Here is a 24947-nt window from a genome sequence, read left to right as displayed (position 1 = left end):
TTCTCGGCCTCCAGGTCCTTGAGCCGCTTGGCATCGGGCACGCTCATGCCGCCGAACTTGCTGCGCCACAGGTAGTAGGACGCCTCACTGAAGCCATGCCGTCGGCACAGGTCCTTGATCGGCATGCCGGCCTCGGCTTCGCGCAGGAAGCCGATGATCTGCTCTTCGGAAAAGCGCTTCTTCACGTCCCATCTCCTCGGGGTAGGGAATTGGACTCCAAACTAAGGTGCTACTCAAACTTGGGGGGACGTCGGGTCGGCGGTGACGACATACCGGGCGGCAAAGGCGGTGTTGTCCAGGTCGCGGCTGTAGTCGTTGCCGATGGACTGCTTTTCGCCGGCGATCTTGAGATTGACGGGGTTGCGCCCGAAACCGGTGACGCTGACCGGGGTGCCGACCGGGAGCATGCGCTTGCCATCTTCGGCGTAGTTGCTGTCGCTGATCCAGCTGCCGTCGGTGCGCAGGTTGCAGCACAAAAAGCCGTCGTACTTGGCGACATCGGCGGCGCTGGCCAGGTTGGCGACGGTGAACAGGCCCAGGGCCAGCAGGGAAGAATGCAGACGCATCGAAAGACTCCTTTCTCGACGGCCGTAGCCGCGCGGCAATGATGGACGGGGCGCGCCGCCGTTTCCCCGCGGCGCGCGGGCATTGTCGCAGCCCCGGGCCGCTTGGCAAGCGTGGGTGACGCGCGCAGCCCGGGGTTGTGTATGCTCGGAGGGTGGAAACCCTGTCAACCGCCGAGATCGTCGAGCAGATCGCCGAGTTGCGACGCGCCCATCGCGCGTTGGACGAGGAGATCCAGCGCGTGCCCGCGAACCTGGACGACGAACTGCAGATGAAGCGCTTGAAGAAGCGCAAGCTGCACATCAAGGACTGCATCACGCGGTTGGAGATGGAGCTGGTGCCTGACGAGCCGGCCTGAGGGCTGGTTGGCGGTAGCTTGCGTCGCTGCAGAAACGTAGCCTCGCCCAGACCCCGCGCTTGCGCCCGAAGGCACACGCGCCAGGGGCGCACAAGCCTTGCCTTCTCGCCCCGACGGGGGAGAGGCTTTGCTCGCTGTTACTGGTGTGAGGCTGTGTAAAGCGCTGGTTCGCCGCTTCCTTATTTCGCCGGAGCAGGCGCTGGCGCTTTGCTTCGAGACTTCCTTCTCGTACCTGGAGAAGCTCAATGCATCGTAGCCGGAACTGCACTTCTCCTGCATCGAACGGGCTAAACGCATCGCGCCGATAAGCTCCCTTCTCCCACCGGGAGAAGCTGCCCCGAAGGGGTGGATGCGGGTACGAGTGTTGAACGTTTTCAACGGCCAGGTCGCTCTACTGTGAATGCGCAGCGCTAACTGCCAACGACCGCTGGCTGCGCAACGGATCAACACACACACATCGTCCGCACGACACACAAGCGCGCGAGGCGAGTAACAGTGCGGCGCGCGCAGGATCAGTACTCGCTAGAAGCCGCTCTGAGCGTTCCAGCAGCGCAAGCGACCCTGCTATCCAGCCAGCGCGAGCGACCGCCACCCCGCCCCCCCCGCGCTGGCGCTGTTTCAATCGGCGCGCGCCCCGCTCAACCGGCGCGTAGCAGAATCTTGCCGCGTCGGCCCGGTTCGGCGCTGGCCGCTGCCGCCTTGGCCGCGTCTTCCAGATCGAACACCGCTTCCACCGGCAGCGCCAGGCTGCCGTCGAGCGCGGCCTTCAACAGCTCGCCGATCATGCGGCGCTTGTCTTCGGACGTGGTGGCCTGCATGACCTTGCTGCCCCAGAAGCCGCGCACGGTGGCCTGCTTGAAGATCACATCGCCGCTGGAAATCTCCAGGGGCTCGCCGGTCATCGAGCCGAACGAAATCAACTCGCCGCCTTCGGCAAGCAGGCCCATCAGCTCGCCTGCCGCCTTGCCGGCAACCGATTCGATCGCGCGCACGATCGGTGCATCGCCGGCCAGCGCGCGGACGGCGTCTTACCAACCATCTTGCGCAGTCGACACCGCATTGCCGATGGCCAGCGCGTTCAATTCGTCCACACCTGCGGCGCGGCGCACCAGGTTGATCACGTTGATGCCGCGTGCCGCGGCGAGCATGGCAACCGTCTTGCCGACCGCACCGTTGGCGGTGTTCTGCACGATCCAATCGCCCTTTTTGACCTGCAGGAATTCGATCAGCATCAGTGCGCTCAACGGCATGGCGATGAGCTGGCACCCGCGGTCGTCATCGAGTGCGTCGGGCAGCGGCACCACGCCGGTCGCGTCGGCCAGAAAATACTCGGCCCAGCTCTCATGCACACCGGCAGCGACGACACGCTGGCCGACCTGCAACCCCTCGACACCTTCGCCCAGCACATCGATCACGCCCGACCCTTCGCTACCGCCGATCGCCGGCAACGCGGGCTTGTAGCCGTAGTTGCCGCGCACCGTCCATAGGTCGTGGTTGTGGATGGGCGAGCGCCGCATCGCGATGCGGACCTGGCCCTTGCCGGGTTGTGGTGTGGGTCGTTCGCCCAGTTCGAGCACCTTGCCCGGATCGCCGAACTGGGTGTGGATGGCTGCGCGCATGCAAGTCTCCTGTCGGCGACGCCCGTGGTGCAGTGCGGCCGATCATAGTGAAAGGTGATGCGATGCCAACGGGAGCGCTGCAAGCGGCCGATGAAGCGAACGGAACCGTTATGTGAAGGCCGCCATCGCGTGCCCCCCGGACGCGTCATCCCGCGGCCCACGCTCGCCGCAGGACTTGAAGACCTTCGCTAGCGGCTTACTACGGCGGCGGCAGCACGTCCGGTTTGGCCGCTTCCGGGCTGACCCGCTCGATGGTGTGGCGCAGTTCGCGGCCGAGAATGAACTTGGCATCCTTGGCCCAGGCATCCAGGCGCTCGTCGAACATCAGCTTGCTGTTCTCGTCCGGCCATACCAGGCCCAGCTCGCGCAGTTTCTGGATGAAGCTGCGGAACAGGGTCTTGTCGAAGAACTCCGGCGCGGCCGGTGCGTACAACAGGCTCAGACGTTGCGCGGCCTGTTGGCACAGGCTTTCCAGTTCGCCGGCGCCGAGCACGCCGGGGCCGTTCTTCACCAGCACCGAAATGGCGATGTAATAGCGCTCGAAGGCCTGCTGCAGCGAATGGCCGATCGCACGCAGACGGAACACTTCATCGGTCTGCCCGGTATTACGCGCCAGGATGCCGCCATCGTCGTCGGTGACGTTGAGCAGCAGGCCTTCGCGCACGAACATGTCGATGATCTGCTCGATGCGTTCGGCAAAGCGATCCTCGCTCCACGGCAGGAACAATTCGGCCTGCAGGAACGGGTACACCGTGCGGCCCAGACGCAACAGACCGGCGCGGCTCATGCGGCGGTTGTTCTGGAAGCAGCACGCCACCCACGACGATGCCGTAAACAGATGCAGCACGTTGTTGCGGAAATAGCTCAGCAGCACCGCGGTGTCGCCGCTGACGCTGAGTACATCGCCCAGCGGATGCGACACGCGCGTGAGCACGTTGATTTCTTCGGCGTGGGTGATGATGCGCGCTGGCGTATGCGGGGTGACGGTGACGCGGTCCGAATACGGCATTTCCGCCAGCAACTTCTTGCACAGCTCGATCTGCGCAATCAGATCGGCTTCGCCCATCGCATGCTTGGGCGTGGACAACAATGCCAGCGCAAGCAAATTGATCGGATTGACGTCGGCGGCGCAGTTGATGCGGGTCTGGATCTGCGTGGACAGGGTGTCCACTGCCGGCGCCAGCCAGGTGGGCTTCTCGTCTTCCGGCAGCGGCTGGCCGTCCCAGTCGGGTGCGTGCTTGGCCAGCACGTCGTTGAGCGCGATCGGCTCGCCGAAGTTCACTACCACCTGGCCGTAGTTCTGCTTGAGCACCTTGGGGATGGACCACAACAGGCCCCAGATGGATTCCTTTTCCTTCGGCCGCCCGGTGAGTTCGTCGAGGTAGCTGTTGCCTTCCATCAGCTTCTCGTAGCCGATGTACACCGGCTGGAACAGCACCGGCTTGCGCGGTTGACGCAGATACGCGCGCAGCGTCATCGCGATCATGCCGCCCTTGGGCTGCAGCAAACGCCCGGTGCGCGAGCGCCCGCCTTCGACGAAGTATTCGATGGAATAGCCGCCGGCCACCAGCTGGGCGACGTATTCGCTGAGCACTGCCGAATACAGCGCATTGCCCTTGATCGAGCGGCGGATGAAGAACGCGCCGCCCTTGCGCAGCAGCGTGCCGACCACCGGCAGATTGAGGTTGATGCCGGCAACGATATGCGGCGGCACGATGCCGCGCTCGTACAGCACGTAGCTCAGCAGCAGGTAATCCATATGGCTGCGGTGACTGGGCACGTACACCACTTCGTGCCCGGGCGCGGCCTGTTTGAGCTTGTCCAGGTGATGCACCAGCACGCCGGCGTAGATGCGGTTCCACACGTGGGTGAGCAGGAACCTGGCCGAGCGCACCACCGGGCTGGAATAGTCGGCGGCAATTTCCCACGCATAGGCATGCGCCTTGCGCCAGGCATCGACCGGCTTGGAGTTGTCGCGCTTGGCCTGGACGGCGATGGCCTCGCGCACCGACTCGGCGGCCAGCACCTGGTCCACCAGCAGACGGCGGGTGGACAGGTCCGGGCCGATCACCGCCTCGCGGATGCGCCGGAAGTGCGTGCGCAACACGCGCTGCAACTTGCGCAAGGTGCGCTCGGGCGGCAGCCCTTCGGCCATGGTCTGGCGCAGCGAGATCGGCGGGGCGAACCGCACGATGGTGGTGCGGCCGTTGAGCAATACCGAGAGCAGGCGGCGGAAGCGGCCGACCAGCGCCCAGTTTTCCGAGAACAGCACGGCGAACCAGCCGCTCTGCTTGTCCGGCGCGCGGCCGACGAAGATCGACACCGGCACCAGATGTACGTCCAGGTCGGTGCGCACGCGATGCGCCTGCAGCAACTTGGCCAGCGAATCCGAATGGGTCTTGCCGCCACGCTGTTCGGGAATCAGCGAATTGCTGCTGCGTCTCGAGAGCGCCAGGTAGGCGCGCTTGCGCTCCAGCGGGTCGCCCGGCAACGGCACCAGCGGCGACGGCAGACCGACTTCGCGGCAGGCCTTGTCCAGAATCAACGCATTGGACATGCCGTAGTCTTCCAGCACGTACACCACCGGGCGGCCGTCATCGTAGCGGCCGGGTTGGTCCGGCTCGATGGTCAGGCCCAGCCACGGGTCGGCCAGACGGCCGAGCAGGCGCGCCCACCACGGGCGTTTGGCGCTGCGGGCAGCGGCGACGGCGGGCGCGATCGAGGGCGCAACCTCAGGCGGTACCGGTTCGGCGAGCGGCAACGCCGCTGTCGTGGCACCGGTGTCGGCGACGGCAGCGCTGGGCGGGGCGGGCGGGCCGTCCGGAAACGGCAGGGGATTCTGTTCTGGCATCACCGTCATTATCGCCCAGCCGGGCGTTGCCCGGTGTCGGCAGGCGCGGCCGCTGCGGTGTCGGGCGCTACAGTGGCGTTGGGTAAGGGCGCGGCCTGGATGCCGTTGAGCAGCACCTGCACCTGGTTCTGGGTCTGCAGCTGGTACCAATGCCCATCGCGCTTGATCAGCGCCACGGTCAGATCGATGTCATGGGCGGCCAGCGGATAACGCAGCCGCACCTGGGCAGTGTCGCCGTCCTGCTTGATCAACCCGGTCCGCAGCGCGTCCAGGCTGTTGTCGATCGACAGGTCGTAGTGCTCAAGCACCTTCTTGCAGATTTCCCAGAACGGCCCGAGCCGGCGCAGACTCTCTTCCATGCCCAGCCGCTGCAGATCGGCATCGGAGGTGATGCCGGTGGCGCGCGCGGCGGCGACCAGGTCGGCGATGCTGGCCTTGGCGCGTGGGCGATCGGCCAGCGGCGCGGTCGCAGCCCAGGCGCTCAGCGCATCGACCAGCTGCACGTAGTGCGCGCGCTGCTCGGGCGGGTAATCGTTGCGGCTGCGCAGGTACTGCACGCCGAACTGGCGCAGCGACTGCGCGGCCTGGGCAATGCCCTGCGCCTGACCGGCCAGCTCTGCATCGAAGGCCTGCTGCATGCGGCGTTCGGCATCGGGCGCCGACAACGACCCCAGCAGCGCGCCCACTTCATTGGGCAACGGCAGTTCAGTCAGCGGCCAACGGCTGGCACCGCTGCGCCACGCCGCTTCCAGCTGGGTGTATTGCGCAGGCGTCACCCGAATGCGCGCATACGCCACCAGATCGTTGCGCCGCAGCGGCAGGGTCATCGACTGCATCGCCGCGGCCGGCTCGGCCTTGGCGCCGGGCAACGCGGGTGCGGTCTCGTTGCGCTGGCAACCGCTCACGCACAGCGCGCCCAGCAGCAGCCACGCAGCGGACTGGAACCGCCCGGTGCGGACGGTAGGTAGCGACATGCGCACGATGTTCCCCCTGATCGATCGGCGCATCTTGCTGTCTGAAGGCATCGGCGGCAAGGCAAGGCCGAACCGTGCGCCAGGGTATGGTCTGCAGACGTTACGTTTTTGTAGCTCCTGGCACGTTGTCGACCAGTGTCTGACATTGGCTGCTGATGTCTTATTTCGGACAAACGTGTCCAGCCATCGGCTTCCAGCCCTTGCGCCACTTGCGTTTGACGTGATGCTGCGGCGCATCATGTAAGCGCTTGCAGTTCCTGCTAGCGTTCGCTGCATCTCGCTTGGGGGGGCGCCATCAGATGGGGCTGATGTCATTCATGTGCATGTGTGACACGCCCGCTCTGCGCCAGCGGATCGGGCGCCCTACCCCGGCGTGCGCCGCCACACGCGTTGACTTGGAGAAAGCCACAGCATGAGCCGGCCACGGTCCGAAGGCGGTAGCGTCACCATCAAGGACGTTGCGCGCGAAGCGCAGGTATCGGTGGCCACGGTCTCGCGCACCATGAACGGGCATCAGCATGTGGCCGAGTCGGTGCGCGAACGCGTATTGCAGGTGGCGCGTGCGCTCAACTACATCCCGCACCACGCCGCGCGCAGCCTCAGCAGCCGGCGCACCCACACCATTGGAGTCGTGCTGCCGGACCTGCATGGCGAATTCTTTTCCGAGTTGATCCGCGGCATCGACCAAGTGGCACACCACCAGGGATATCACCTGTTGGTGTCCAGCTCGCACGGCGACCCGCAGGCGCAACGCCGGGCGTTGGAGCGCCTGCCCGGGCGCGTGGACGGGGTGGTGGTGATGTCGCCATCGCTGGGCGATTCGGGCGTGCATGAAGATGCGCTGCCCGGCTGCCTGCCGGCGGTGCTGCTCAACTGCGCCGGCAGCGCCAGCCAACGCCCGGTACTCAATGTCGACAACTACGGCGGCGCGCGGGTCATGACCCGCCACCTGCGCGACGGTGGGCACCGCCGCATCGCCTTCATCGCCGGGCCGGACGACAACTTCGATGCGCATGAGCGCCTGCGCGGGTATCACGATGAAATGGCGATGGATGCAGACGCGCAGCCGTGGGTGCTGCCAGGCAACTTCGACGAAGAATCCGGCTACCGCGCCGGCCAGTCGCTGGCCCAGGACACGCGTCCGGATGCGGTCTTCGCCGCCAACGACATGATGGCGCTGGGCTGCCTGTTCGCGCTGGGCCATGCCGGGCTCAAGGTGCCGCAGGACATCGCGCTGGCCGGGTTCGACGATGTGCCGATGGCGCGCTATGTGCTGCCGGCGCTGACCACGATGCGGGTGGATATCGCCGGCCTGGGCGCGGGCGCGTTGCAGTTGTTGCTGGGCCAGCAGTTGGTCGATGCGCCGGCACTGCCTGCAGACGCCGCACCGCCAGCGTTGTCGGAGATGGTTCCGGAGCTGATCGTGCGTGCGTCTAGCGCCGCGCGCGGCACGCCAGGGCAATGACATCTATGCGCCACGTCACATCTTCACTCTTTCTTTACGCTTTCTTGTGTTTTTTATAACTCGATCGCTGTTGCCGCTGTCTTTTCGCCCTTGAAATAACGCATCACCCTGCGCCACACCGACCACGCGGCCGGTACGCGCCTTACCCCTGGGAGGGGGACTTCATGAAGAATCACCGCACCGTCTCCGCCCTGCCGACACGTAGCCTGTTGTGCTGCGCCCTGGCCGCTTCGTTGTTGGCCGCCAACCCGGCCATGGCCCAGTCCAGCAACGCCACGTTGCGCGGGCAGGTGGCGGCGTCCCAGGCAGGCACCACGGTGACCGCCACCAACGTCGCCACAGGTACCACGCGACGTGTGGCCACCGGCCCGGACGGCAGCTATGCCCTGGTTGGGCTGCCGCCGGGTACCTACAAGGTGGATGCGGGTCCGGGCACGGAGAAGACGGTGACGTTGTCGGTGGCCTCGTCGGTGAGCCTGAATCTGGGCGGTGGCGGCGAAGCGGCCACGCCCGCCGATGGCACCGCCACCACGTTGGACACGGTCAAGGTCACCGCCACCTCGTTGCAGGAGGTCAAGACGTCCGAAGTGGGCACCAATGTGTCGCTAAAGCAAATCAACACGGTGCCGCAGCTGACGCGCAATTTCCTGGAGTTCGCCGACACCGTGCCGGGCATGCAGTTCGAGACCGACCCGAACGGCAACAGCCGCATCCGCGGCGGCGCGCAGGCCAGCTCGGCGGTCAACGTCTACATCGATGGCGTGGGCCAGAAGAGTTATCTGTTCGGCGGCGTCTCCGGCCAGGAGCAGAGCGCGGGCAACCCGTTCCCGCAGCTGGCGATCGGCGAGTACAAGGTCATTACCTCCAACTACAAGGCCGAGTTCGACCAGGTGGGGTCGGCGGCGATCGTGGCCTCCACCAAGTCTGGCGGCAACGAGTTCCACGGCGAGATCTTCGGGCGCACCACCAATACCGATTTCCGAGCGCGTCAGGCCGACGAGCGCGCCAGTGCGCCCAATGCCGACGGTACCAAGCGTCAGACGCACCAGGACGAATACGGCATGGCCTTCAGCGGGCCGATCGTCAAGGACAAGGCGCATTTCTTCGTCAGCTACGAAGGCAAGGGCTTTGAGGTGTCGGCCAACCCGGTCTCGGTGCCGGATACCTTCAGCGCACTGAGCGACGACCTGCCGGCCGGCGTGCAGAGCCGCCTGGGCTCGGTTACCCGTCCGTTCAAGGAAGACCTGTACTTCGGCAAGATCGACTGGGACGTTGGCGAGAACGACCGCCTGGAGTTGACCGCCAAGTACCGAGACGAGAAGAGCCGCGACGACGTCGGCGACCGCAATACCGCCATCGCCGGCAAGAACAACCTCAACACCGAAGAGCGCTACGACCTGCGCTGGCAGCATTTCGGCCAGACGTATGTCAACGAAGCACGCATCTCCTACGAGGACGTGCTGTTTAACCCCAATGCCTTCACCCTGGGCAACCAGAACATCTATACCCGCGGCGTCGCCGAAGACGATGTGTTGATCCGCGACAACGCCACCAGCGGCCTGGCGATCCAGCGCAAGGGGCAGAAAGGCCCAAGCTTCCAGAACGACCTGACCTTAAACAGCATCGATTGGCACGGCAGCCACGTCGTCAAGATGGGCGTGAAGTACAAGGAAGTGGAGCTGACCCAGAGCGAAAACTCGACAGTCAATCCCTCGTTCTACTACGCGGTGGCCGATGGCCTGGGCACCTCGGCAATTCCGTACCAGGTGAAGTTCAATCTGCCGTTTGCCGGTGCGGCGCCGTCGGTGACGACCAAGAGTAAGCAGCTGGGCCTGTACATCCAGGACGATTGGGACGTCAACGACAAGCTGCAGTTGAATCTGGGCGTGCGCTGGGATGGCGAGAAGATTCCATCCTACCTGGACAACGTGACACCGCCGGAAGTGGTGGCGGCCTTGAACGGCCCCGGCACCGACCCGACGGTGAGCGCCACCTACGCCGAGCAACTGGCCAAGGGTGGCGTCAACATCAACGACTACATCAGCAACGGCCGCAGCCGTAAGCAGGACACCAACAACTTTGCGCCGCGGCTGGGCTTCTCCTACGATTTCCGTGGCGACGAATCGCTGGTGGTGTTCGGCGGTGCCGGGCGCAGCTACGACCGGAATCTGTTCGACGTGCTCGGGCTGGAGCAGGTCAAGTCTGCGCTGGCGCAGTACACGCTCCGCTTCGCTGAAGCCGCGCCCGGTTGCACACCTGCACCAGGCACCTGCGTCAACTGGAACCCGGCTTACCTGAGCGATCCGGGCAGCCTCGGTAGCCTGGTCAATTCCGGCGTGCGCAACGGCGAGATAGACCTGCTCAACAACGATCTGAAAACGCCCTATTCCGACCAGTATTCGCTGGGCCTGCGCACGCGGCTGGGCGAGTGGAATACCTCGGCCACGGTGTCCTACATCCATAGCAAGGAAGGCCTGATCTTCACTCTGGGGAATCGCTATCCCAACGGCGATTTCTTCCAGGCCGGCACACAGCCATGGAACGAGAATCCGCCGGGCTTCGGTTCCCTGCTGATCGGCAATAACGGCGTGGAAACCAAGACCGGCCAGTTGCTGCTGTCGGCCGACAAACCCTATTCCCAGGAAAGCGGCTGGGGGCTGACGGCGGCCTATACGTTCTCGCGCGCACGCGGCAACCGCGGCAACGATGATCGCTACGGGTTCGATGCCGCCACGATTGCCAATTACCCGTTCTTGGATCTGAACGCGGTGCCACGCCATCGCCTGGTACTGACCGGCATCTACGATTTGTTCTGGGGCATCAGCGCCTCGGCCAAGCTGACCCTGGCCACGGTGACGCCACGCAACGAAGCGGTGTCGTTCGATCAGTACGGTGGCCAGCCGTCGGAGAACATCCGCATCGTCTCGGTGGACGCACCGGGCGGCAAGTTCATCGCCGGTGGCGACATCTTCGGCACGCGCCAGCTGGATCTGTCGCTGTCCAAGGACATGCATGTGACCGAAGCGCTCACCGTGCAGGTGCGTGGCGATCTGATCAATGCGTTGAACTTCCGAAACTACGACCAGTACGCCATCGACTGGGGCCAGGGCGGCATCTACGCACCGCGCGCAAGCATCAACCAATACGGGGCGCTGTCCACGCCGCCGCGGACGATGTTCCTGAGCGCGCGCATCATCTGGTAATTCGCTAGAAACGCCAGGGATGCCAGCACAGGGATGCTGCCTGTGCTGGCCATCGTGCACGACACGCACCCTGGTGCATCGTTGGTTTGCATTGCCCGGTGATTGTCGATGCGCTGCATCGGCCAATCGCCGCCAATGCCTCACCCGTCTCGACCCGTGCCTGAAGGAGCAAGCACCCGTCACTGCAGACCCTTGTTGTTGCTCTTGCGGCTGTTGTTGCCTGTTGTCCCTGTGTTCCACACCAAAACGCGCCAGTCACTGCACTGCGTCGCGCTTTACCCCTGGGAGGGGGAAAGTCATGAAGAATCACCGCACCGTCTCCACCCTGCCGCCGCGTAGCCTGTTGTACTGCACCCTGGCCGCTTCGTTGTTAGCCGCCAACCCGGCCATGGCCCAGTCCAGCAACGCCACGTTGCGCGGCCAGGTTGCTTCCGCGCAGAGCGGCAGCGAAGTCGTCGTCACCAACATCGCCACCGGCTCGGTGCGACGTGCGCCGGTCAATGCGAACGGCAACTACACCATCGTCGGTTTGCAGCCGGGCACCTACAAGGTCGAATCCAACGGCATCAGCCGCACGGTGACCCTGTCGGTGGCCTCCAGCGCCACCGTCGATCTAGGCAACGAGACGGCTGCTGCGCCCGCCGGCGATGCAACGACGCTGGACACGGTGACGGTCAACGCGCCGATGATGCGCGAGGTCAAGACGTCGGAAGTAGGTAACACGGTGTCGCTGCGGCAGATCCAGCAATTGCCGCAGGCCACGCGCAACTTCCTCGAGTTTGCAGACACGGTTCCCGGCATGGTGTTCACCATCGACCAGGACGGCAACACCAAGCTGCGTGCCGGTGCATCCAACGCCAGTTCCAGCAATCTGTATATCGACGGCGTGAGCCAGAAGAGCTACGTCTCTGGGGGCGGTATTGCCGGCCAGAACGAAACGCAGGGCAACCCGTTCCCGCAGCTTGCCATCGGCGAGTACAAGGTCATCACCTCCAACTACAAAGCCGAATACGGCCAGATCAGCGGCGCGGCGATCACTGCTGCCACCAAGTCCGGTACCAACCAATTCCACGGCGAGGCGTTTTACCGCTTCACCAACCAGGACTTGCGTAAGGAACGTCCGGACGAAGAGAACGGCAAGGTCGACTCGCAAACCAAGGAATACGGGCTTGCCATCGGCGGCCCGCTGATCCAGGACCGCATGCATTTCTTCTTCGCCTATGAAGGCAAGGACAATGTGGCGCCGAAGAGCGTGCAGCCCAGTGCCGAAGCCTCGCCGTTCGTCGGCTTGTTGCCTTCGAACCTGCGCGATCAGTTCGGTGCGTCCAACATGCCGTTCACCGAAGACCTGTACTTCGGCAAGATCGACGTCGAGCCCACCGATAACGATCGCATCGAACTGGCAACGCAATACCGCGACGAAACCCAGGTCAGTAACGTCGGCGGCCAGAACGCACCGGATCGCGCGGTGGACAAGATCAACAAGGACAAGCGCACCAGCCTGCGCTGGCAGCACAGTGCCGACAGCTGGTTCAACGAAGCCATCATCACCACCGAGGATTCGAGCAATGTGCCGACGCCGCGTGGCACTGGCAACGGGTCCATCTACACCTACGTCGACCGCACCGAAGCCGATCCGCGCCAGTGGGTGTTCCTCAACACTGGAGCGGCCAGCGGCGAAGATTTCAAATTGCGTAGCCAGAAGGGCTGGTCGTTCCAGAACGATCTGACCTTCAACGCGCTGGAGTGGCATGGCGAACACACCATCAAGACGGGGGTGACCTACCGCGACATCAAGCTGACCTCGCGCGAGTCCAGCTCGCTCAACCCGCAGTTCAGTTATGAGGTCAGCCAGAACGGTATTGCGCCCGTGCCATTCCAAGTGCGCTACATCCGTGCGTTCGATAATCCGGGCCAGGTGCCGGTGGTGGAATCGCCGTCCAAGCAATATGGCATCTACCTGCAGGACGACTGGGCGGTGAACGACAAGTTGATGCTCAACATCGGCATGCGTTACGACTACGAAGACACGCAGGCCTACACCGACTTCGTGACCTCGCAGCCGTTTATCAATGCGCTGTATTCCGACGATCCGGACAACCCGGGCCAGCCGTGGGCGAACCGCTTGGTGCCCAGCGGCATCAACGTGGCCGATTACATCAGCACCGGCAACAACCGCAAGAACTTCAAGGATGCCTGGGCGCCGCGCTTCGGCTTCTCGTATGACTTCTTCGGAGACGAAAGTGCAGTGCTGCATGGCGGTGCCGGCCGCTCCTACGATCGCAACCTGTTCGAGCAGCTCGCGCTGGAATCGGTCAAGGCGGCGTTGTCGCCGGTAGTGGTGTACTTCAGCGATGCCGCCAGCCGGCAGCCCTGCTTCCGCGATGACCGCGTATGCACAGCGTGGAACCCGGGGTATCTCAACGGTATCGATCAGCTCAATACCATCCCGGGCACCAACGACAGCTCCGAGCTTTTCATGTTCAACAACAAGCTCAAGACGCCGTACAGCGATCAGTACAGCATCGGCATCAGCAACCAGGTGGGCGACTGGCTGACCGACGTGACCTTCCAGCGCGTGCTGGCCTACGATGGCCTGGTGATGAGCCTGGTGAATCGTTATCCGAACGGCGCCTACTTCGATTCCACTGGCAGCGTGCCGTGGGGCGAGCCGGTGCCGGGCTATCGCAATACGATCCTGGGCTACAACGGCCTGGAACAACGCAGCAGCCAGTTCCTGTTGTCGGCCGAAAAACCGTACACCAAGGAATCGGGCTGGGGCTTGAACCTGTCCTACACCCACACCAGCGCGCGCCAGAACCGCACCATCGACGAACCGTTTGCGTTCGACAAGGCGACCATTCGCGACTATCCGTTCGTGAAGTCGGATGCCGTGGCGGCACATCGGTTTGTGGCGTCCGGCTCGATCGATGGTCCGTGGGGCGTGACCTTCGGCGCCAAGCTGATACTGGCAACGCCGGAGCCGATCAACACGATCGCCTGCTATGGCTTCACCGATCCGGATGGAGGTACCTGTCAGGCCGTCGGCGTGACGCCGCCGGGCAATGGCAAGTTCCTGGTGGGCGGCAAGATCTGGGGGTATCGCACCGTCGATCTGCAGGCGAACAAGGAGTTCACGGTGGTCGGCGACTTCAAGCTCAACGCACGTATCAACGTGCTGAACGCCTTCAATTTCAAGAACTACACGCAGTACCAGTACAACAGCTTCGGTAGCGACGGTCGCCTGCAGCCTGATATCACCGTGGTCGACAACGGCGAAATCAGCTACGTGCCGCGCAGCGTCGTGCTGGAGATCGGCGCCAAGTTCTGATGCGTGTGCATCGCCACATGCGCCGACACGGGCATGTGGTCGTTCGAACGGGGCCAGTTGGCCCCGTTCGTGTGTCCGTCGGCTGTTTTTTGCTCAGGAATGCATCGACATGATTCCCGCTCCACTTCGCAACATCGTCATTGTCGGTGGCGGAACCGCCGGCTGGATGGCGGCCGCCGCGTTTGCGCGCGTGCTTGGACCCACCTTCACTGTGCAGCTGATCGAGTCCGAGCAGCTCGGCACCGTCGGTGTGGGCGAAGCCACCGTGCCGCACATCAAGGCCTTCAATAATCTGCTCGGCATCGATGAGGCCGAATTCGTGCGGCAGACCCAGGGCAGCTTCAAGCTCGGCATCGAGTTCGTCGATTGGCAACGCCCGGGAACCGCGTACATGCATGGCTTCGGCACCCAGATCGGGCATCCGCTCGGGCTGTTGCCGTTCCACCAATACTGGATCAAGCAACACGCGCGCGGCAAAGCGCAGCCGCTGGGAGCGTACACGCTCAATACCGTGGCCGCTGCGCGCGGCAAGTTCATGACCTCGGCCGGCGATGTCCCGGCCAACTCGCCGCTGGCCAACATCGCCTACGCATACCACTTCGACGCCACGCAGTACGCGCACTTTCTGCGCCGGTATTCGCAGCAGCGCGGCGTGACCCGTATCGAAGGGCTGGTTGAGCAGGTGCAACTGCATCCGGAAAGCGGCCATGTGCAATCACTACAGCTGGCGTCCGGGCAGACGGTGCACGGCGAAGTGTTTATCGATTGCTCCGGCTTCCGTGGGCTATTGATCGAAGAAGCGCTGCACACCGGCTACCACGACTTCACCCACTGGCTGCCGTGCGACCGCGCATTGGCAGTACCTTGCGAAAAAGTTGGCCCACCCACGCCATACACACGCTCCACTGCGCGCGCAGCAGGCTGGCAATGGCGCATTCCACTGCAACACCGCACCGGCAACGGCTATATCTATTGCAGCGCGCACATCAGCGACGACGAAGCCGCCGCCACCCTGCTCGCCAATCTGGACGGCAAGCCGCTGGCCGACCCGCGTCCGCTGCGCTTCACCACCGGCCGGCGCAAGCAGTTCTGGAACCGTAATGTCGTCGCACTCGGTCTGGCCAGTGGATTTTTGGAGCCGCTGGAATCGACCAGCATCCATCTGATCCAGTCCGGTATTTCCAAATTGCTGGAGCTGTTTCCGCGCGAGGGCATCAGCCCGGTGCTGGTACAGCGCTACAACGACCGCTCAGCGTTCGAGTTCGACCGCATCCGCGATTTTCTGCTGCTGCACTACCACGCCACCGAACGCGAGGACAGCGCGTTCTGGCGGCATTGCCGCAGCATGCCGATCACCCCGGAGCTACAGACCACCCTGGATCTGTTCCGCGACAGCGGGCGCTTCTATCGCAATGCCGAAGAAATGTTTGCCGAGATCAGCTGGGTGCAGGTGATGGTGGGCCAGGGCATCCTGCCGCAGGGTTACCACCCGCTGGTGGACCAGGTACCCGACCGCGATGCCGAAGGCTTCCTGGCCAGCGTGGCGCACACCATCGCGCACTGCGTGGATGTCATGCCGCCGCACCAGCAATTCATCGACCGCTATTGCAAGGCGGCTGCGCTGCCGTGCGGTGGCTGATGGCCGGCGGAAGTGTCGGCACATGAGGTGTCTGTGTAGCTGGCACAGGCTGGCACGCGATACGGTCCCGCCTGCTGCACAGATGACGCGCTGTGGACTTTGCAAGCGACCCACCGTTGCCATCGGCCCCGGCGAAACGCAAACATGACGGCCCAAAAAAAGGATCGGGCACAAGGCGCGATCCCTTCGAAAACCGGGGCAAGCCCGGTGGACAATGAGTGGCACAGCTTCCGACTGACATCGGACGACGGGCATCGTACGCAGCCTTTAACGTTAAAGCAACACTTTAATTATATTTAATTAACTCATTGATTTTGTTTAGCAGAGGGCGCGTACGGAGCTTCGCTGCCCGGTCAGCTGCGGTCCTGCCCCACCGCCGCAAGGATCTCTGCCTGGATCGCCGCCGCAGCCGCGGCCGGATCGGCGGCCAGGCGGATCGGGCGGCCGACGACGATGGCATCGGCGCCGTCGGTGAAGGCCTGCGCCACGCCCACTATGCGTTGCTGATCGTCGGCGACCGGGCCTCCGGGGCGGATGCCGGGGCAGACGATCGAAAAGGCCGGGCCGGTGGCGCGGCGGATCGGGCCGGCTTCCTGGCCGGAGGCGATGACGCCATCGATGCCGGCGGCCTCTGCGGCCAGCGCGCGCTCCACCACCACGTCCACCGGTTCGCGGTCGATGCCCATCGCCGCCAGGTCCGGGCGGCCCATCGAGGTCAGCACGGTCACCGCCAGCAGACGCATGGCGCCGTGGTTGGCGTCGGCGGCAGCCTGCAGCATGCCGGCGTGCCAGCCGTGCACGGTGCAATAGCTCACCGGCCACTGTGCCAGGCGACGGATGGTGCCGGCCACGGTGGCGGGAATGTCGAAGAATTTAAGATCCACGAACACGCGCTTGTCGCGCTTGGCCAGCGCATCGAGCACATGGAAGTACTCGCCGGAGGCCAGCAGTTCCATGCCGATCTTGTAGAACGCCACCGAATCGCCAAGCCGGTCCACCCAGGCGATCGCCTCATCGTGGCTGGGCACATCCAGCGCGAAGATCAGCCGCTCATGGGCGGCCAGCGGCAGCGGCGCCCGGCTCATCGGGCCACCTCCAGCGCCGCGCGCTTGGCATCGTGGCGCGTTTGCCAGGGTTGCGCATAGTCGTTGTTGAACTGCGCCGGCTCCCAGCCGCCGTAGCTGGGGTTGGGCAGCATCCACCACCGTTCGCCGAACCAGTCGTGATATTGCTGGAGCAGCGCGCCACGGGCCTGGCGGGTGTTGGCGCTGACCTGCACGAAGTCACCCAGCTGGTCGCCGAACTGCATCAGCACGCGGTACTTCTGCCCGGCCAGCTGGCGGCGGCAGTTCTTTTCGCTGCCGTTCTGCTCGCAGCCCTGCGCCACCGTGCCCAGGCCGAGAAACACGCTGTCGTCGGCCACCGGCAGACCCACGCTGCGCAGATTGGCCAGCGTGGCGTCCTTGAGGTGCACGGCACGGTTGGAGATGTAGATCAGGGTGATGCCACGCGCATTGGCAGCCTTGGCGAAGTCCACCACGCCGGGAATGGCAGTGGCTTTCTTCTCAGCCACCCACTGGTCCCAACTCAGCGCGTCGTATTCCTTGCCATCGCGCAGCAGGCGGGCTAGGTAGGGCGAGTTGTCCAGCACGGTCTCGTCCACGTCCAGCACCACGGCCGGCTTCAGCCCGGTGGCGGCGTTGCCGCGTTCTTCCGGCACCAACGCATCCCAGTTGGGTTGATTGAGCGCGCTATCGAGCTTGTCGGCAGCGGCGCGGTAGGTCTGCTCGGCCACGGCACGATATTCCTCCGAGCGCTGCATCCACAGCACCGCGTTGAGATTGTCGTCGCCAGCCGGTGCGGTGGTGGACGACGTCGCAGCCTTGCTGACCGCAGCGCTGGCGTCGGCATTGGCAGTTGCGGTGGCTTCCTGCACGTGCGGGGCCGGTTGTGTGTCCGTGGGCTTGCAGGCGCTCAAGGCCAGCGCAGTGCAGGCGAGCAGGGACAACGGTGCGTAAAGCGAGGGGCGCATGACATCCACCAGGACAGGAGCGGCAATGAAGGGCGCGATTTTAGCGGGTTCGCGCTGCATCGCTCGCTCTGGATGATGGCAACGCTATTGGATGTAGCAGACACGCACGGATGGCGGTCGCCGCAACACGGGTCGTCTACACCGGTCTTCCATACGATTGCGGATGCGTGCCTGGGTCCGTCCCTGTATGCGCAGGCCCGCCGCCGACGCACGACGCACGACGCACGACGCACACATGCTCGATGCAACCGCCGATGGCGTCGGCAGGTCCGCAGGATCACCGCAGTGGAAAAACGCCGGCAGCGGATCGGCATATCCTTGTGCGCTGATTGCCCCGGAGCCACCCATGACAGAGACCTCGCCCACGCCCGTCCTCGACACCGCCCAGGCCCGCGTGCTCGGCTGTCTGATCGAAAAAGAGGCCACCACGCCGGATGCGTACCCGCTCACCGTCAACGCTGCGCAGGTGGCCGCGAATCAGAAGACCGCGCGCGAGCCGGTGCTGAATCTGCAGACCGGCGTGGTGCACCACGCGCTGCGCCAGCTGGAAAACCTCGGCCTGGTGCGTCAGCAGTTTTGCTCGCGTGCCGAGCGCTACGAACACCGCCTGGGCAGCGTGCTGGATCTGACCCGCCAGCAAGTTGCCCTGATCGGCCTGCTGCTGCGCGGCCCGCAGACGCTGGGCGAGCTGTACGCGCGCAGCGAGCGGCTCGCGCGCTTCGCCGACACCGACGACGTGCGCCATCACCTGGACCGGCTGATCCAGCGCGGCCTGGCCGCACAACTGCCGCGTGCCAGCGGCCAGCGCGAAGATCGCTACGCGCATCTGCTCAGCGGCGAACTGGATGTGGAAGCGCTGCAGGCCGCAACGGCGCGTGCCGCACAGGGCGCGCGCAGCGGCAGCGACACCAGCGAACTGGAAGCGCGGGTGCAGAGCCTTGAAGCCACGGTCGCCGACATGCAGGACGCGTTGGCTGCATTACAGGCGCGGCTGAACGCGGCCGGCGCCTGATCTGTCGGCCACATCGTCCGGCAGCTGCGGTGGCAGCGCCGCACCGTTCTGCAGCGTCGGCGCGTTCGCTTTGGCTGATCCGGCAGCTGCGCGATCACTCGACCAGCACCGCGGCACGCTGTGATGCTTACGGTATCGCCAGTCAGATCCGCAGTGCCAGCATCCAATCGCCCGGCTAGGCCCAGTCGCCACACACGCCGGCTGGATGGATGCACAGGCCGGTACCGCGTCCGCACTGCACGAGCGCCGACGACGCTTCGATGCCGTCGTCGGGGGCGTGCTCCGCTGGGCAGATGCGCATCCACCTCGTCCAGCGACGGCGGCGTGTCGCCGGCCGCCAACATCTCGGCGCGCAGCGCCACCGCAAATAACGCCAGCATGCGTTGGATGACCACTGCCGCATCGCGCACCCGCACCTCGGCCTCGCCAGGCACCGACGATAGGCTGGGTGGCACGCGAATGCCTTGCGCAGTGAGCAGGGCAAGTTGCTGCGCGCGCCGTTGCAGCGCATTCGGCGGGGACGGCACCTGCGCATCGTCGTCGATGGCCGGCTCGCCCTGGCTGATCAGCACCCGCCCCTGCGGGTCGCGCACGCTGCCATCGGCCAGGAAGCACACCGCATTGGCCTGCTCGGCCCACTGCGCCAGCGCAACGAACGCCGCATCGTCGACCTCGAAGGTGAAGTGCCGCTGCACATGCCGCATCAGGTGGTAGCGCGATTGCGTCATCTGCCCATCGCCCACTTGATTCACCTAACCGACAAACCCGTGCAGATGATTGACCAGCTCCGGATCGGCATGGTCGCGGTGCTGCACGGCGGCCTGCGGCATAAAGTCCGGCCACACCGGCGTGCGCAGCGTGAAATACGCGTTGACCAGCAGTGGCATGCGCGCGTCCTTTACAGAGCAACCAACACCGCCATCATGCGGCTGTGCGATGGGTATGCTGTCTCGACAATCCCTGCTGCCAGGAGCGGCTGCCAACACCTAGCGAAGAGTCATCAGGTGACCGATATGCGGCACCAGCAAGGTCTCACGATATAGCAAGCCCAACGTGCCGATAAACGCGGCGTCCTCGCGCGTCTGCACCGCCCGGTGCGCAAAACCGTCGCGCATGGTGGGCCTGCGCCCAATCGCGCAGATGCGCGCGCCTGCTCACACGTACGAATGCCGCGGTCGTTGATGCCGGCGATGAAGCCAGGGTCGTTGACCAGTTCCAACATCGCGTCGGCGTCGTGCTCGGGGTCGAGCGTGCGCAAGCGCAGCCGCGGGGTTTGGATCACAACGGTCACGGCACACTCCGACATCATGAAAAACCACACTGCCGTGCCGGCGCGTCACTGGTAAGCGATGGGCGGCAGGTGCGCGTGCAACGGCGCACTGCGCGTCAGTCGAACAATGCCTGGATCGCAGCCAATCCCGCACTGGCGCGTTCTTTCTTGCGCTCAGCGTCGGCCACCGGGTCGGCGCCATCGCGCTGCAGTTCTTCGGCAGGAATTTCATCGAAAAACCGGCTCGGCTTCAGTCGCACATGCTCGCCGAACTTGCGCGTCAGCTTGCTGTGGCTCATCCACAACTGCTCCTTGGCGCGGGTGATGCCCACGTACAACAAACGGCGTTCTTCCTGCAGATTGCCTTCTTCCAGGCTCACTTCGTGCGGCAGCACGCCGTCCTCGCAGCCGACGATGAACACATAGCGGAACTCCAGACCCTTGGACGCATGCATGGTCATCATGCGCACCTGGTTGCCGCCATCGTCCTTGTCGTTGCGCGACAGCAGCGCCAGCTGCGCAGCCAGATCGCTGGCGCTTGCACCACGCGGGCCGCCTTCGAACCACTCGGCCAACTCGTCCAGATTGCGCTTGCGCCGCTGGAAGCCGGTTTCGTCCTTGGACTGATTGCGCAGGTCGTTGAGCAGTCCGGATTTTTCCGCGAGCGTGCGCACCAGTTCGCCGGCCGGCATGCTGGCCGAGTGCTCGCGCATGTCGCGCACGATGTCGGTAAAGGCACTCAACCCATTGGCGGCGCGGGGCGGCAGGTGCTGCAAGGCGCCCATCGACTCGGCCGCGCGCGACATCGGCACCGATTTGGCGCTGGCCAACTCGGCCAGACGCGCCAGCGAGGTCGCACCGACTTCGCGCTTGGGCGATTGCACCGCACGCAAGAACGCCACATCGTCGTCCGGGTTGACGATCAACCGCAACCACGACAGCAGATCCTTGACCTCCTGCCGCTCCAGAAACGCGGTACCACCAGTCAGGTGATACGGCACGCGCAACAGCTGCAGCGCTTTTTCCAGCGGCCGCGACTGAAAATTTCCACGGAACAGAATGCAGAAATCGCTCCACGGCACCTGCTTGGCGGTGCCAAGGAACGAAATCTCCGCAGCAACCTTTTCGGCCTCGTGCTCGCTGTCGCGGCATTCCCACACGCGGATGCGCTCGCCGTCGGCCTGGTCGCTCCACAGTGTCTTCAAATGCTCGTGTGGGTTGTGCGCGATCAACGCATTGGCCGCACGCAGCACACGATTGGAGCAGCGGTAGTTCTGCTCCAGCTTGATGATTTTCAGCGCCGGATAATCGCGCGCCATCTGCTGCAGGTTTTCCGGATTGGCGCCGCGCCACGCGTAGATACTCTGGTCGTCATCGCCCACGCAGGTGAAGTTGCCGCGCGGCCCGGCCAGCATCTTCAGCAGGCGGTACTGCGCATCGTTGGTGTCCTGGCACTCGTCCACCAGCAAATAGCCGATGCGCTCGCGCCAGCCCATCACGATGTCTTCGTTTGCTTCCAGAATCTGCACCGGCAGGCGGATCAGGTCATCGAAATCCACTGCGTTGAAGGTGGTCAACCGCGCCTGGTAGCGCTCGTACAAGCTGGCCGCTTCTTTTTCGCGGTTGCTGCGTGCCGCCACCATCGCCTGCTCGGGCGACAGGCCGGCGTTCTTGGCGCGCGAGATCAGGTTCTTGGCATCTTCGATCGCATCGGGCTTGGCACCATGCATCAGGTCCTTGATCTGCGCGGCGGCATCGTCGGAATCGAAGATCGAAAAGCCGCGCTTCAAACCGGCGGCGGCGTGCTCGATCTGCAGGAACTTCAGGCCCAGCGCGTGGAAGGTGCAGATGGTCAGGCCGTCGGCACCGTCGCCGCGGATGCGCTTGGCCACACGCTCGCCCATTTCCTTGGCGGATTTGTTGGTGAAGGTGATCGCGGCGATGCGCTTGGCCGGATAGCGGCCGATGGCGATCAGATGCGCGATCTTTTCCACGATCACGCGCGTCTTGCCGCTGCCGGCGCCGGCCAGCACCAACAAGGGACCTTCACAGTGCAGCACCGCGGCGCTTTGCGGGGGATTGAGTCCGAACATAGGGGCTTCCGACAGAGCAGGCCATTGTACCGGGGCAGCCTGCGGCTGGCCTGCACGATGGGTTCATGTCTCCATTGCCGCTAGGCTTCGCTTCACAGCGGTGGGCTGCGTTCCCACCTCCTGGACGGCAAGAGCTTGCCCCCGCGCCATGCCCGCTCGCATGCGCGGGCGCCGCATCCAGCCGCCCGGCCCGGTAAAATCGCCCGATGGCCAAGCTCTATTTCTACTATTCGGCAATGAATGCCGGCAAGACCACCACCTTGCTGCAGTCTGCGCACAACTACCGCGAGCGCGGCATGCGCACGCTGATCCTGACGCCCAAGCTCGATCACCGCGCCGGTAGCGGCGTGGTGGCCTCGCGGATCGGCCTACGCGCGGACGGGCGCATTTTCGAGCGCGATACCGGGTTGCAGCAGTTGGTCGAGCGCGATATCCACAACGACGGTGCATTGCACTGCGTGCTGGTGGACGAGGCGCAATTCCTCAGCCGGGCGCAGGTGTGGCAGCTGAGCGAGGTGGTCGACCGCCTGCGCGTTCCGGTGCTGTGCTATGGCCTGCGCACCGATTTTCGCGGTGAACTGTTCGAAGGCAGCCAGTTTCTGCTGGCCTGGGCCGACGAGCTGGAAGAGATCAAGACCATTTGCCACAGCGGCAGCAAGGCGACCATGACGGTGCGTGTGGACGCGCAGGGGCACGCGGTGCAGGACGGCCCGCAGGTGGAGATCGGCGGCAACGAGCGCTATGTCTCGGTCAGCCGCGCCGAGTTCAAGAAAATCATGCGCGGCGAGGGCCGTATCGATCCACTGCAGATCGCCTTACCGCTGCCGGTTGCCTAGCGCCTGGTGTGGGCAGCGCACCTGCGGCGCTCTTGCCGCCGCAGTGTATCGAGGCCGGTTGCGCCTGCGTCATCTGCGTTCGGTCACACCCCGCTTCGCGCTGTGGCGCGCAACGTGGTGTCGCGCCAGGAAGTTGGAACAGGCGTACTGCACCTATCGTGCCTCCCGGCTCGTCAGCGTCGAATGCCTGGCCGCTGTGCTAACGCCAGTCCTGAAGCCAAGGCGTCTGCACGTGGCGCGGTTAACGTTCTCGGCAGCTAACCGCGATCCATCAACCAGGATCTATACGCTTTGCAGGCGCTGCTAGACCTTTGCGGGCATGCGGTTACGGCGGCATCGCGGTCGCTGGCAGACAAGCGTATCTTGGCGCTTGTCATGCAGCGGCGCGCCACATAACCGGGCGCAACCGCCGTCCCGTAAACTGGCACGCATCCACTCTTTGGAGGCACTCATGGGTCCACTGCCTCCCGCATTACGCGCCGATATCGCGCGTGTTGGCCGGCTCTCGTCGGTCCCGGACATATTGACCGTTCTCACCCGCCTGACCGGCATGGGGTTCGCTGCTGTCGCGCGCGTCACCGAAGCACGCTGGATCACCTGCCAAGTGCACGACACGTTGTCCCTCGGCCTGCGGCCGGGCGACGAACTGTCGTTGGCCACTACCTTTTGCGACAGCGTGCGAGTCAGGGGCAACTCGGTGTGGTTTGGGCATGCATCGGACGACCCGGTCTATCGCGAGCATCCCTCGCCGCGGCTCTACGGCTTCGAAAGCTACGTCTCGGTGCCGATCAAGTTCGACGACGGCAGCGTGTTCGGCACCTTGTGCGCACTGGATCCGCAGCCGCGCGTGGTGGACGCACCGCTGGTGGAAAAGGTCGAACTGCTCGCGCAGCTGCTGGCCGCACAGATCCAGGCCGAGCAACGCGCCGAAGAAAGCGCGCTGGAATCGCGGCGCGCACGCAGCGAACTGGGCCGCGTCGGCGCCTCGGCGCGCTTGCGCGAAGAATTCATCGGCATTCTCGCGCACGACCTGCGCAACCCGCTGCAGTCCATGCATGCGGTGGTGGACGTGCTGTCGATCGACCAGCTCAATCAACACTACGGCGGTTCCATTCGCTCAATGCAGCGTAGTCTGCGGCGCATGGAAGAACTCATCGATTTCGCCTGCGATTTCGCTCGCGGCATCGAACGCGACTGGCTGCAGCTGGACTATGGCGACGGAAGCGACCTGCTCGATGCGCTGTCCCAGGTGGTGGACGAAACCCGCGCCGCCTACCCCAACCAGGTGTTGTCCACGCACGTGGCCATCGACGAGCCGGTGCACGGCGATGCGATCCGTCTGGCTCAGATGTTTGGCAGCCTGATGATCAACGCGGTCGTGCAAGGCCCGCAAAGTTCGCTGATCAAGGCGGTCGCGGTCACCGAACAGGGCCGGCTACGGATCGAAGTCTGCAACCTTGATGGAATCGATCCGCGTCGGCTCGATATCTTGCACGCGTCCACCCATGTGCATGCCGACGGACGTGCGCTGCCTGAGGTCGATCTGGGGCTGCATATGGCCGCGCAGATCGCAAAGGCCCACCAAGGCGAGTTACGCATCATCAGCGGCAAGCAAGGCACCTGCTTCCGCGTGGAGTTGGCTTGCGCACGCCCACGCGGGCGCCTGCAATTGGTCGACACTCCGGCGCCGGCCTGAGCGT

At 64.6% G+C, this 24947-nt stretch carries 15 protein-coding genes and 4 pseudogenes; 9 read left to right on the top strand and 10 right to left on the bottom strand.

Annotated elements, in window-relative coordinates; translation table 11 throughout:
* Positions 1-185 (bottom strand): transposase (locus WJW29_RS18530; protein ID WP_143679512.1); only part of this gene is annotated, 185 nt, incomplete at its 3' end.
* Positions 186-251: 66 nt separating this feature from the next.
* Positions 252-566 (bottom strand): annotated as a pseudogene (locus WJW29_RS18525) (hypothetical protein); the annotation flags it as partial.
* 152 nt (positions 567-718) lie between these two features.
* On the opposite strand from WJW29_RS18525, the gene WJW29_RS18520 reads away from it, so the two are divergent.
* Positions 719-922 carry a YdcH family protein gene (locus WJW29_RS18520; protein WP_008573820.1) on the top strand — a complete coding sequence of 68 codons (204 nt, stop codon included), beginning with the start codon at positions 719-721 and terminating at the stop codon, positions 920-922.
* 638 nt (positions 923-1560) lie between these two features.
* Here the strand turns inward: WJW29_RS18520 and WJW29_RS18515 are convergent.
* The 3 genes and pseudogenes from WJW29_RS18515 to WJW29_RS18505 form a co-directional block, all read right to left on the bottom strand.
* Positions 1561-2541 (bottom strand): annotated as a pseudogene (locus WJW29_RS18515) (zinc-binding dehydrogenase).
* A gap of 199 nt (positions 2542-2740) precedes the next feature.
* Positions 2741-5401: a glycerol-3-phosphate 1-O-acyltransferase PlsB gene (gene plsB / locus WJW29_RS18510; protein ID WP_011257221.1), complete on the bottom strand. Its 2661-nt coding sequence runs from the start codon at positions 5399-5401 to the stop codon at positions 2741-2743.
* On the bottom strand, positions 5401-6366 hold the full coding sequence (locus WJW29_RS18505) for a hypothetical protein (RefSeq protein WP_011407301.1): 966 nt from the start codon (positions 6364-6366) through the stop codon (positions 5401-5403). The genes plsB and WJW29_RS18505 overlap by 1 nt, the downstream gene beginning before the upstream one ends.
* Here WJW29_RS18505 and WJW29_RS18500 point away from each other — a divergent pair.
* From WJW29_RS18500 to WJW29_RS18480, 5 genes are all read left to right on the top strand, one after another.
* Entirely contained in the window at positions 6365-6610 is a 246-nt protein-coding gene (locus WJW29_RS18500) for a hypothetical protein (protein WP_075240491.1), read from the top strand. The two genes, WJW29_RS18505 and WJW29_RS18500, sit on opposite strands and share 2 nt — an antisense overlap.
* A gap of 168 nt (positions 6611-6778) precedes the next feature.
* A complete protein-coding gene (locus WJW29_RS18495; protein WP_011257219.1) occupies positions 6779-7831 on the top strand; it encodes a LacI family DNA-binding transcriptional regulator in 1053 nt (350 codons plus the stop codon).
* Positions 7832-7995: 164 nt separating this feature from the next.
* Positions 7996-11034, top strand: a complete 3039-nt coding sequence (locus tag WJW29_RS18490; protein WP_011257218.1) for a TonB-dependent receptor — start codon at positions 7996-7998, stop codon at positions 11032-11034.
* A gap of 298 nt (positions 11035-11332) precedes the next feature.
* A complete protein-coding gene (locus WJW29_RS18485) occupies positions 11333-14365 on the top strand; it encodes a TonB-dependent receptor (RefSeq protein WP_011407300.1) in 3033 nt (1010 codons plus the stop codon).
* A 109-nt stretch (positions 14366-14474) separates the two neighbouring features.
* Entirely contained in the window at positions 14475-16004 is a 1530-nt protein-coding gene (locus WJW29_RS18480; RefSeq protein WP_011257216.1) for a tryptophan halogenase family protein, read from the top strand.
* A 353-nt stretch (positions 16005-16357) separates the two neighbouring features.
* Here WJW29_RS18480 and pyrF read toward each other — a convergent pair whose 3' ends face one another.
* Together pyrF and WJW29_RS18470 are read right to left on the bottom strand one after the other, a co-directional pair.
* On the bottom strand, positions 16358-17089 hold the full coding sequence (pyrF, locus tag WJW29_RS18475; protein WP_011257215.1) for an orotidine-5'-phosphate decarboxylase: 732 nt from the start codon (positions 17087-17089) through the stop codon (positions 16358-16360).
* Positions 17086-18045: a 5'-nucleotidase, lipoprotein e(P4) family gene (locus WJW29_RS18470; protein WP_205412093.1), complete on the bottom strand. Its 960-nt coding sequence runs from the start codon at positions 18043-18045 to the stop codon at positions 17086-17088. The genes pyrF and WJW29_RS18470 overlap by 4 nt, the downstream gene beginning before the upstream one ends.
* Positions 18046-18382: 337 nt before the next feature.
* On the opposite strand from WJW29_RS18470, the gene WJW29_RS18465 reads away from it, so the two are divergent.
* Positions 18383-19048 (top strand): YceH family protein, encoded by a 666-nt coding sequence (locus WJW29_RS18465; protein ID WP_011407298.1) that lies wholly within the window; start codon positions 18383-18385, stop codon positions 19046-19048.
* A 302-nt stretch (positions 19049-19350) separates the two neighbouring features.
* On the opposite strand, the pseudogene WJW29_RS18460 reads toward WJW29_RS18465, so the two are convergent.
* The 3 genes and pseudogenes from WJW29_RS18460 to WJW29_RS18450 all read right to left on the bottom strand — a co-directional run.
* Positions 19351-19935 (bottom strand): annotated as a pseudogene (locus WJW29_RS18460) (DUF4272 domain-containing protein); the annotation flags it as partial.
* Positions 19936-20055: 120 nt separating this feature from the next.
* Positions 20056-20357: pseudogene (locus WJW29_RS18455) on the bottom strand (GNAT family N-acetyltransferase); the annotation flags it as partial.
* Positions 20358-20434: 77 nt separating this feature from the next.
* The gene (locus WJW29_RS18450) at positions 20435-22411 is read right to left on the bottom strand and encodes a UvrD-helicase domain-containing protein (protein WP_011257211.1); all 1977 of its coding nucleotides are present in this window, start codon (positions 22409-22411) and stop codon (positions 20435-20437) included.
* Between the two features lie 206 nt (positions 22412-22617).
* Between WJW29_RS18450 and WJW29_RS18445 the strand changes: the two genes are divergently transcribed.
* Both WJW29_RS18445 and WJW29_RS18440 read left to right on the top strand, forming a co-directional pair.
* Positions 22618-23247, top strand: coding sequence for a thymidine kinase (locus tag WJW29_RS18445; RefSeq protein WP_011257210.1), 630 nt, complete (start codon positions 22618-22620; stop codon positions 23245-23247).
* 451 nt (positions 23248-23698) lie between these two features.
* Entirely contained in the window at positions 23699-24943 is a 1245-nt protein-coding gene (locus WJW29_RS18440; RefSeq protein ID WP_011407295.1) for a histidine kinase dimerization/phospho-acceptor domain-containing protein, read from the top strand.
* Positions 24944-24947 lie beyond the last annotated feature (4 nt).

The sequence above is a fragment of the Xanthomonas sp. JL1 genome, assembly GCF_038405005.1.
This window is presented reverse-complemented; position numbering and strand designations above follow the sequence as displayed.

Coding starts and splice junctions, on each gene's coding strand:
- plsB (WP_011257221.1), bottom strand. CDS start 5,401: ATGACGGTGATGCCAGAACAGAATCCCCTGCCGTTTCCGGACGGCCCG.
- WJW29_RS18500 (WP_075240491.1), top strand. CDS start 6,365: ATGCGCACGATGTTCCCCCTGATCGATCGGCGCATCTTGCTGTCTGAA.
- WJW29_RS18505 (WP_011407301.1), bottom strand. CDS start 6,366: ATGTCGCTACCTACCGTCCGCACCGGGCGGTTCCAGTCCGCTGCGTGG.
- WJW29_RS18495 (WP_011257219.1), top strand. CDS start 6,779: ATGAGCCGGCCACGGTCCGAAGGCGGTAGCGTCACCATCAAGGACGTT.
- WJW29_RS18490 (WP_011257218.1), top strand. CDS start 7,996: ATGAAGAATCACCGCACCGTCTCCGCCCTGCCGACACGTAGCCTGTTG.
- WJW29_RS18485 (WP_011407300.1), top strand. CDS start 11,333: ATGAAGAATCACCGCACCGTCTCCACCCTGCCGCCGCGTAGCCTGTTG.
- WJW29_RS18480 (WP_011257216.1), top strand. CDS start 14,475: ATGATTCCCGCTCCACTTCGCAACATCGTCATTGTCGGTGGCGGAACC.
- pyrF (WP_011257215.1), bottom strand. CDS start 17,089: ATGAGCCGGGCGCCGCTGCCGCTGGCCGCCCATGAGCGGCTGATCTTC.
- WJW29_RS18465 (WP_011407298.1), top strand. CDS start 18,383: ATGACAGAGACCTCGCCCACGCCCGTCCTCGACACCGCCCAGGCCCGC.
- WJW29_RS18450 (WP_011257211.1), bottom strand. CDS start 22,411: ATGTTCGGACTCAATCCCCCGCAAAGCGCCGCGGTGCTGCACTGTGAA.
- WJW29_RS18445 (WP_011257210.1), top strand. CDS start 22,618: ATGGCCAAGCTCTATTTCTACTATTCGGCAATGAATGCCGGCAAGACC.
- WJW29_RS18440 (WP_011407295.1), top strand. CDS start 23,699: ATGGGTCCACTGCCTCCCGCATTACGCGCCGATATCGCGCGTGTTGGC.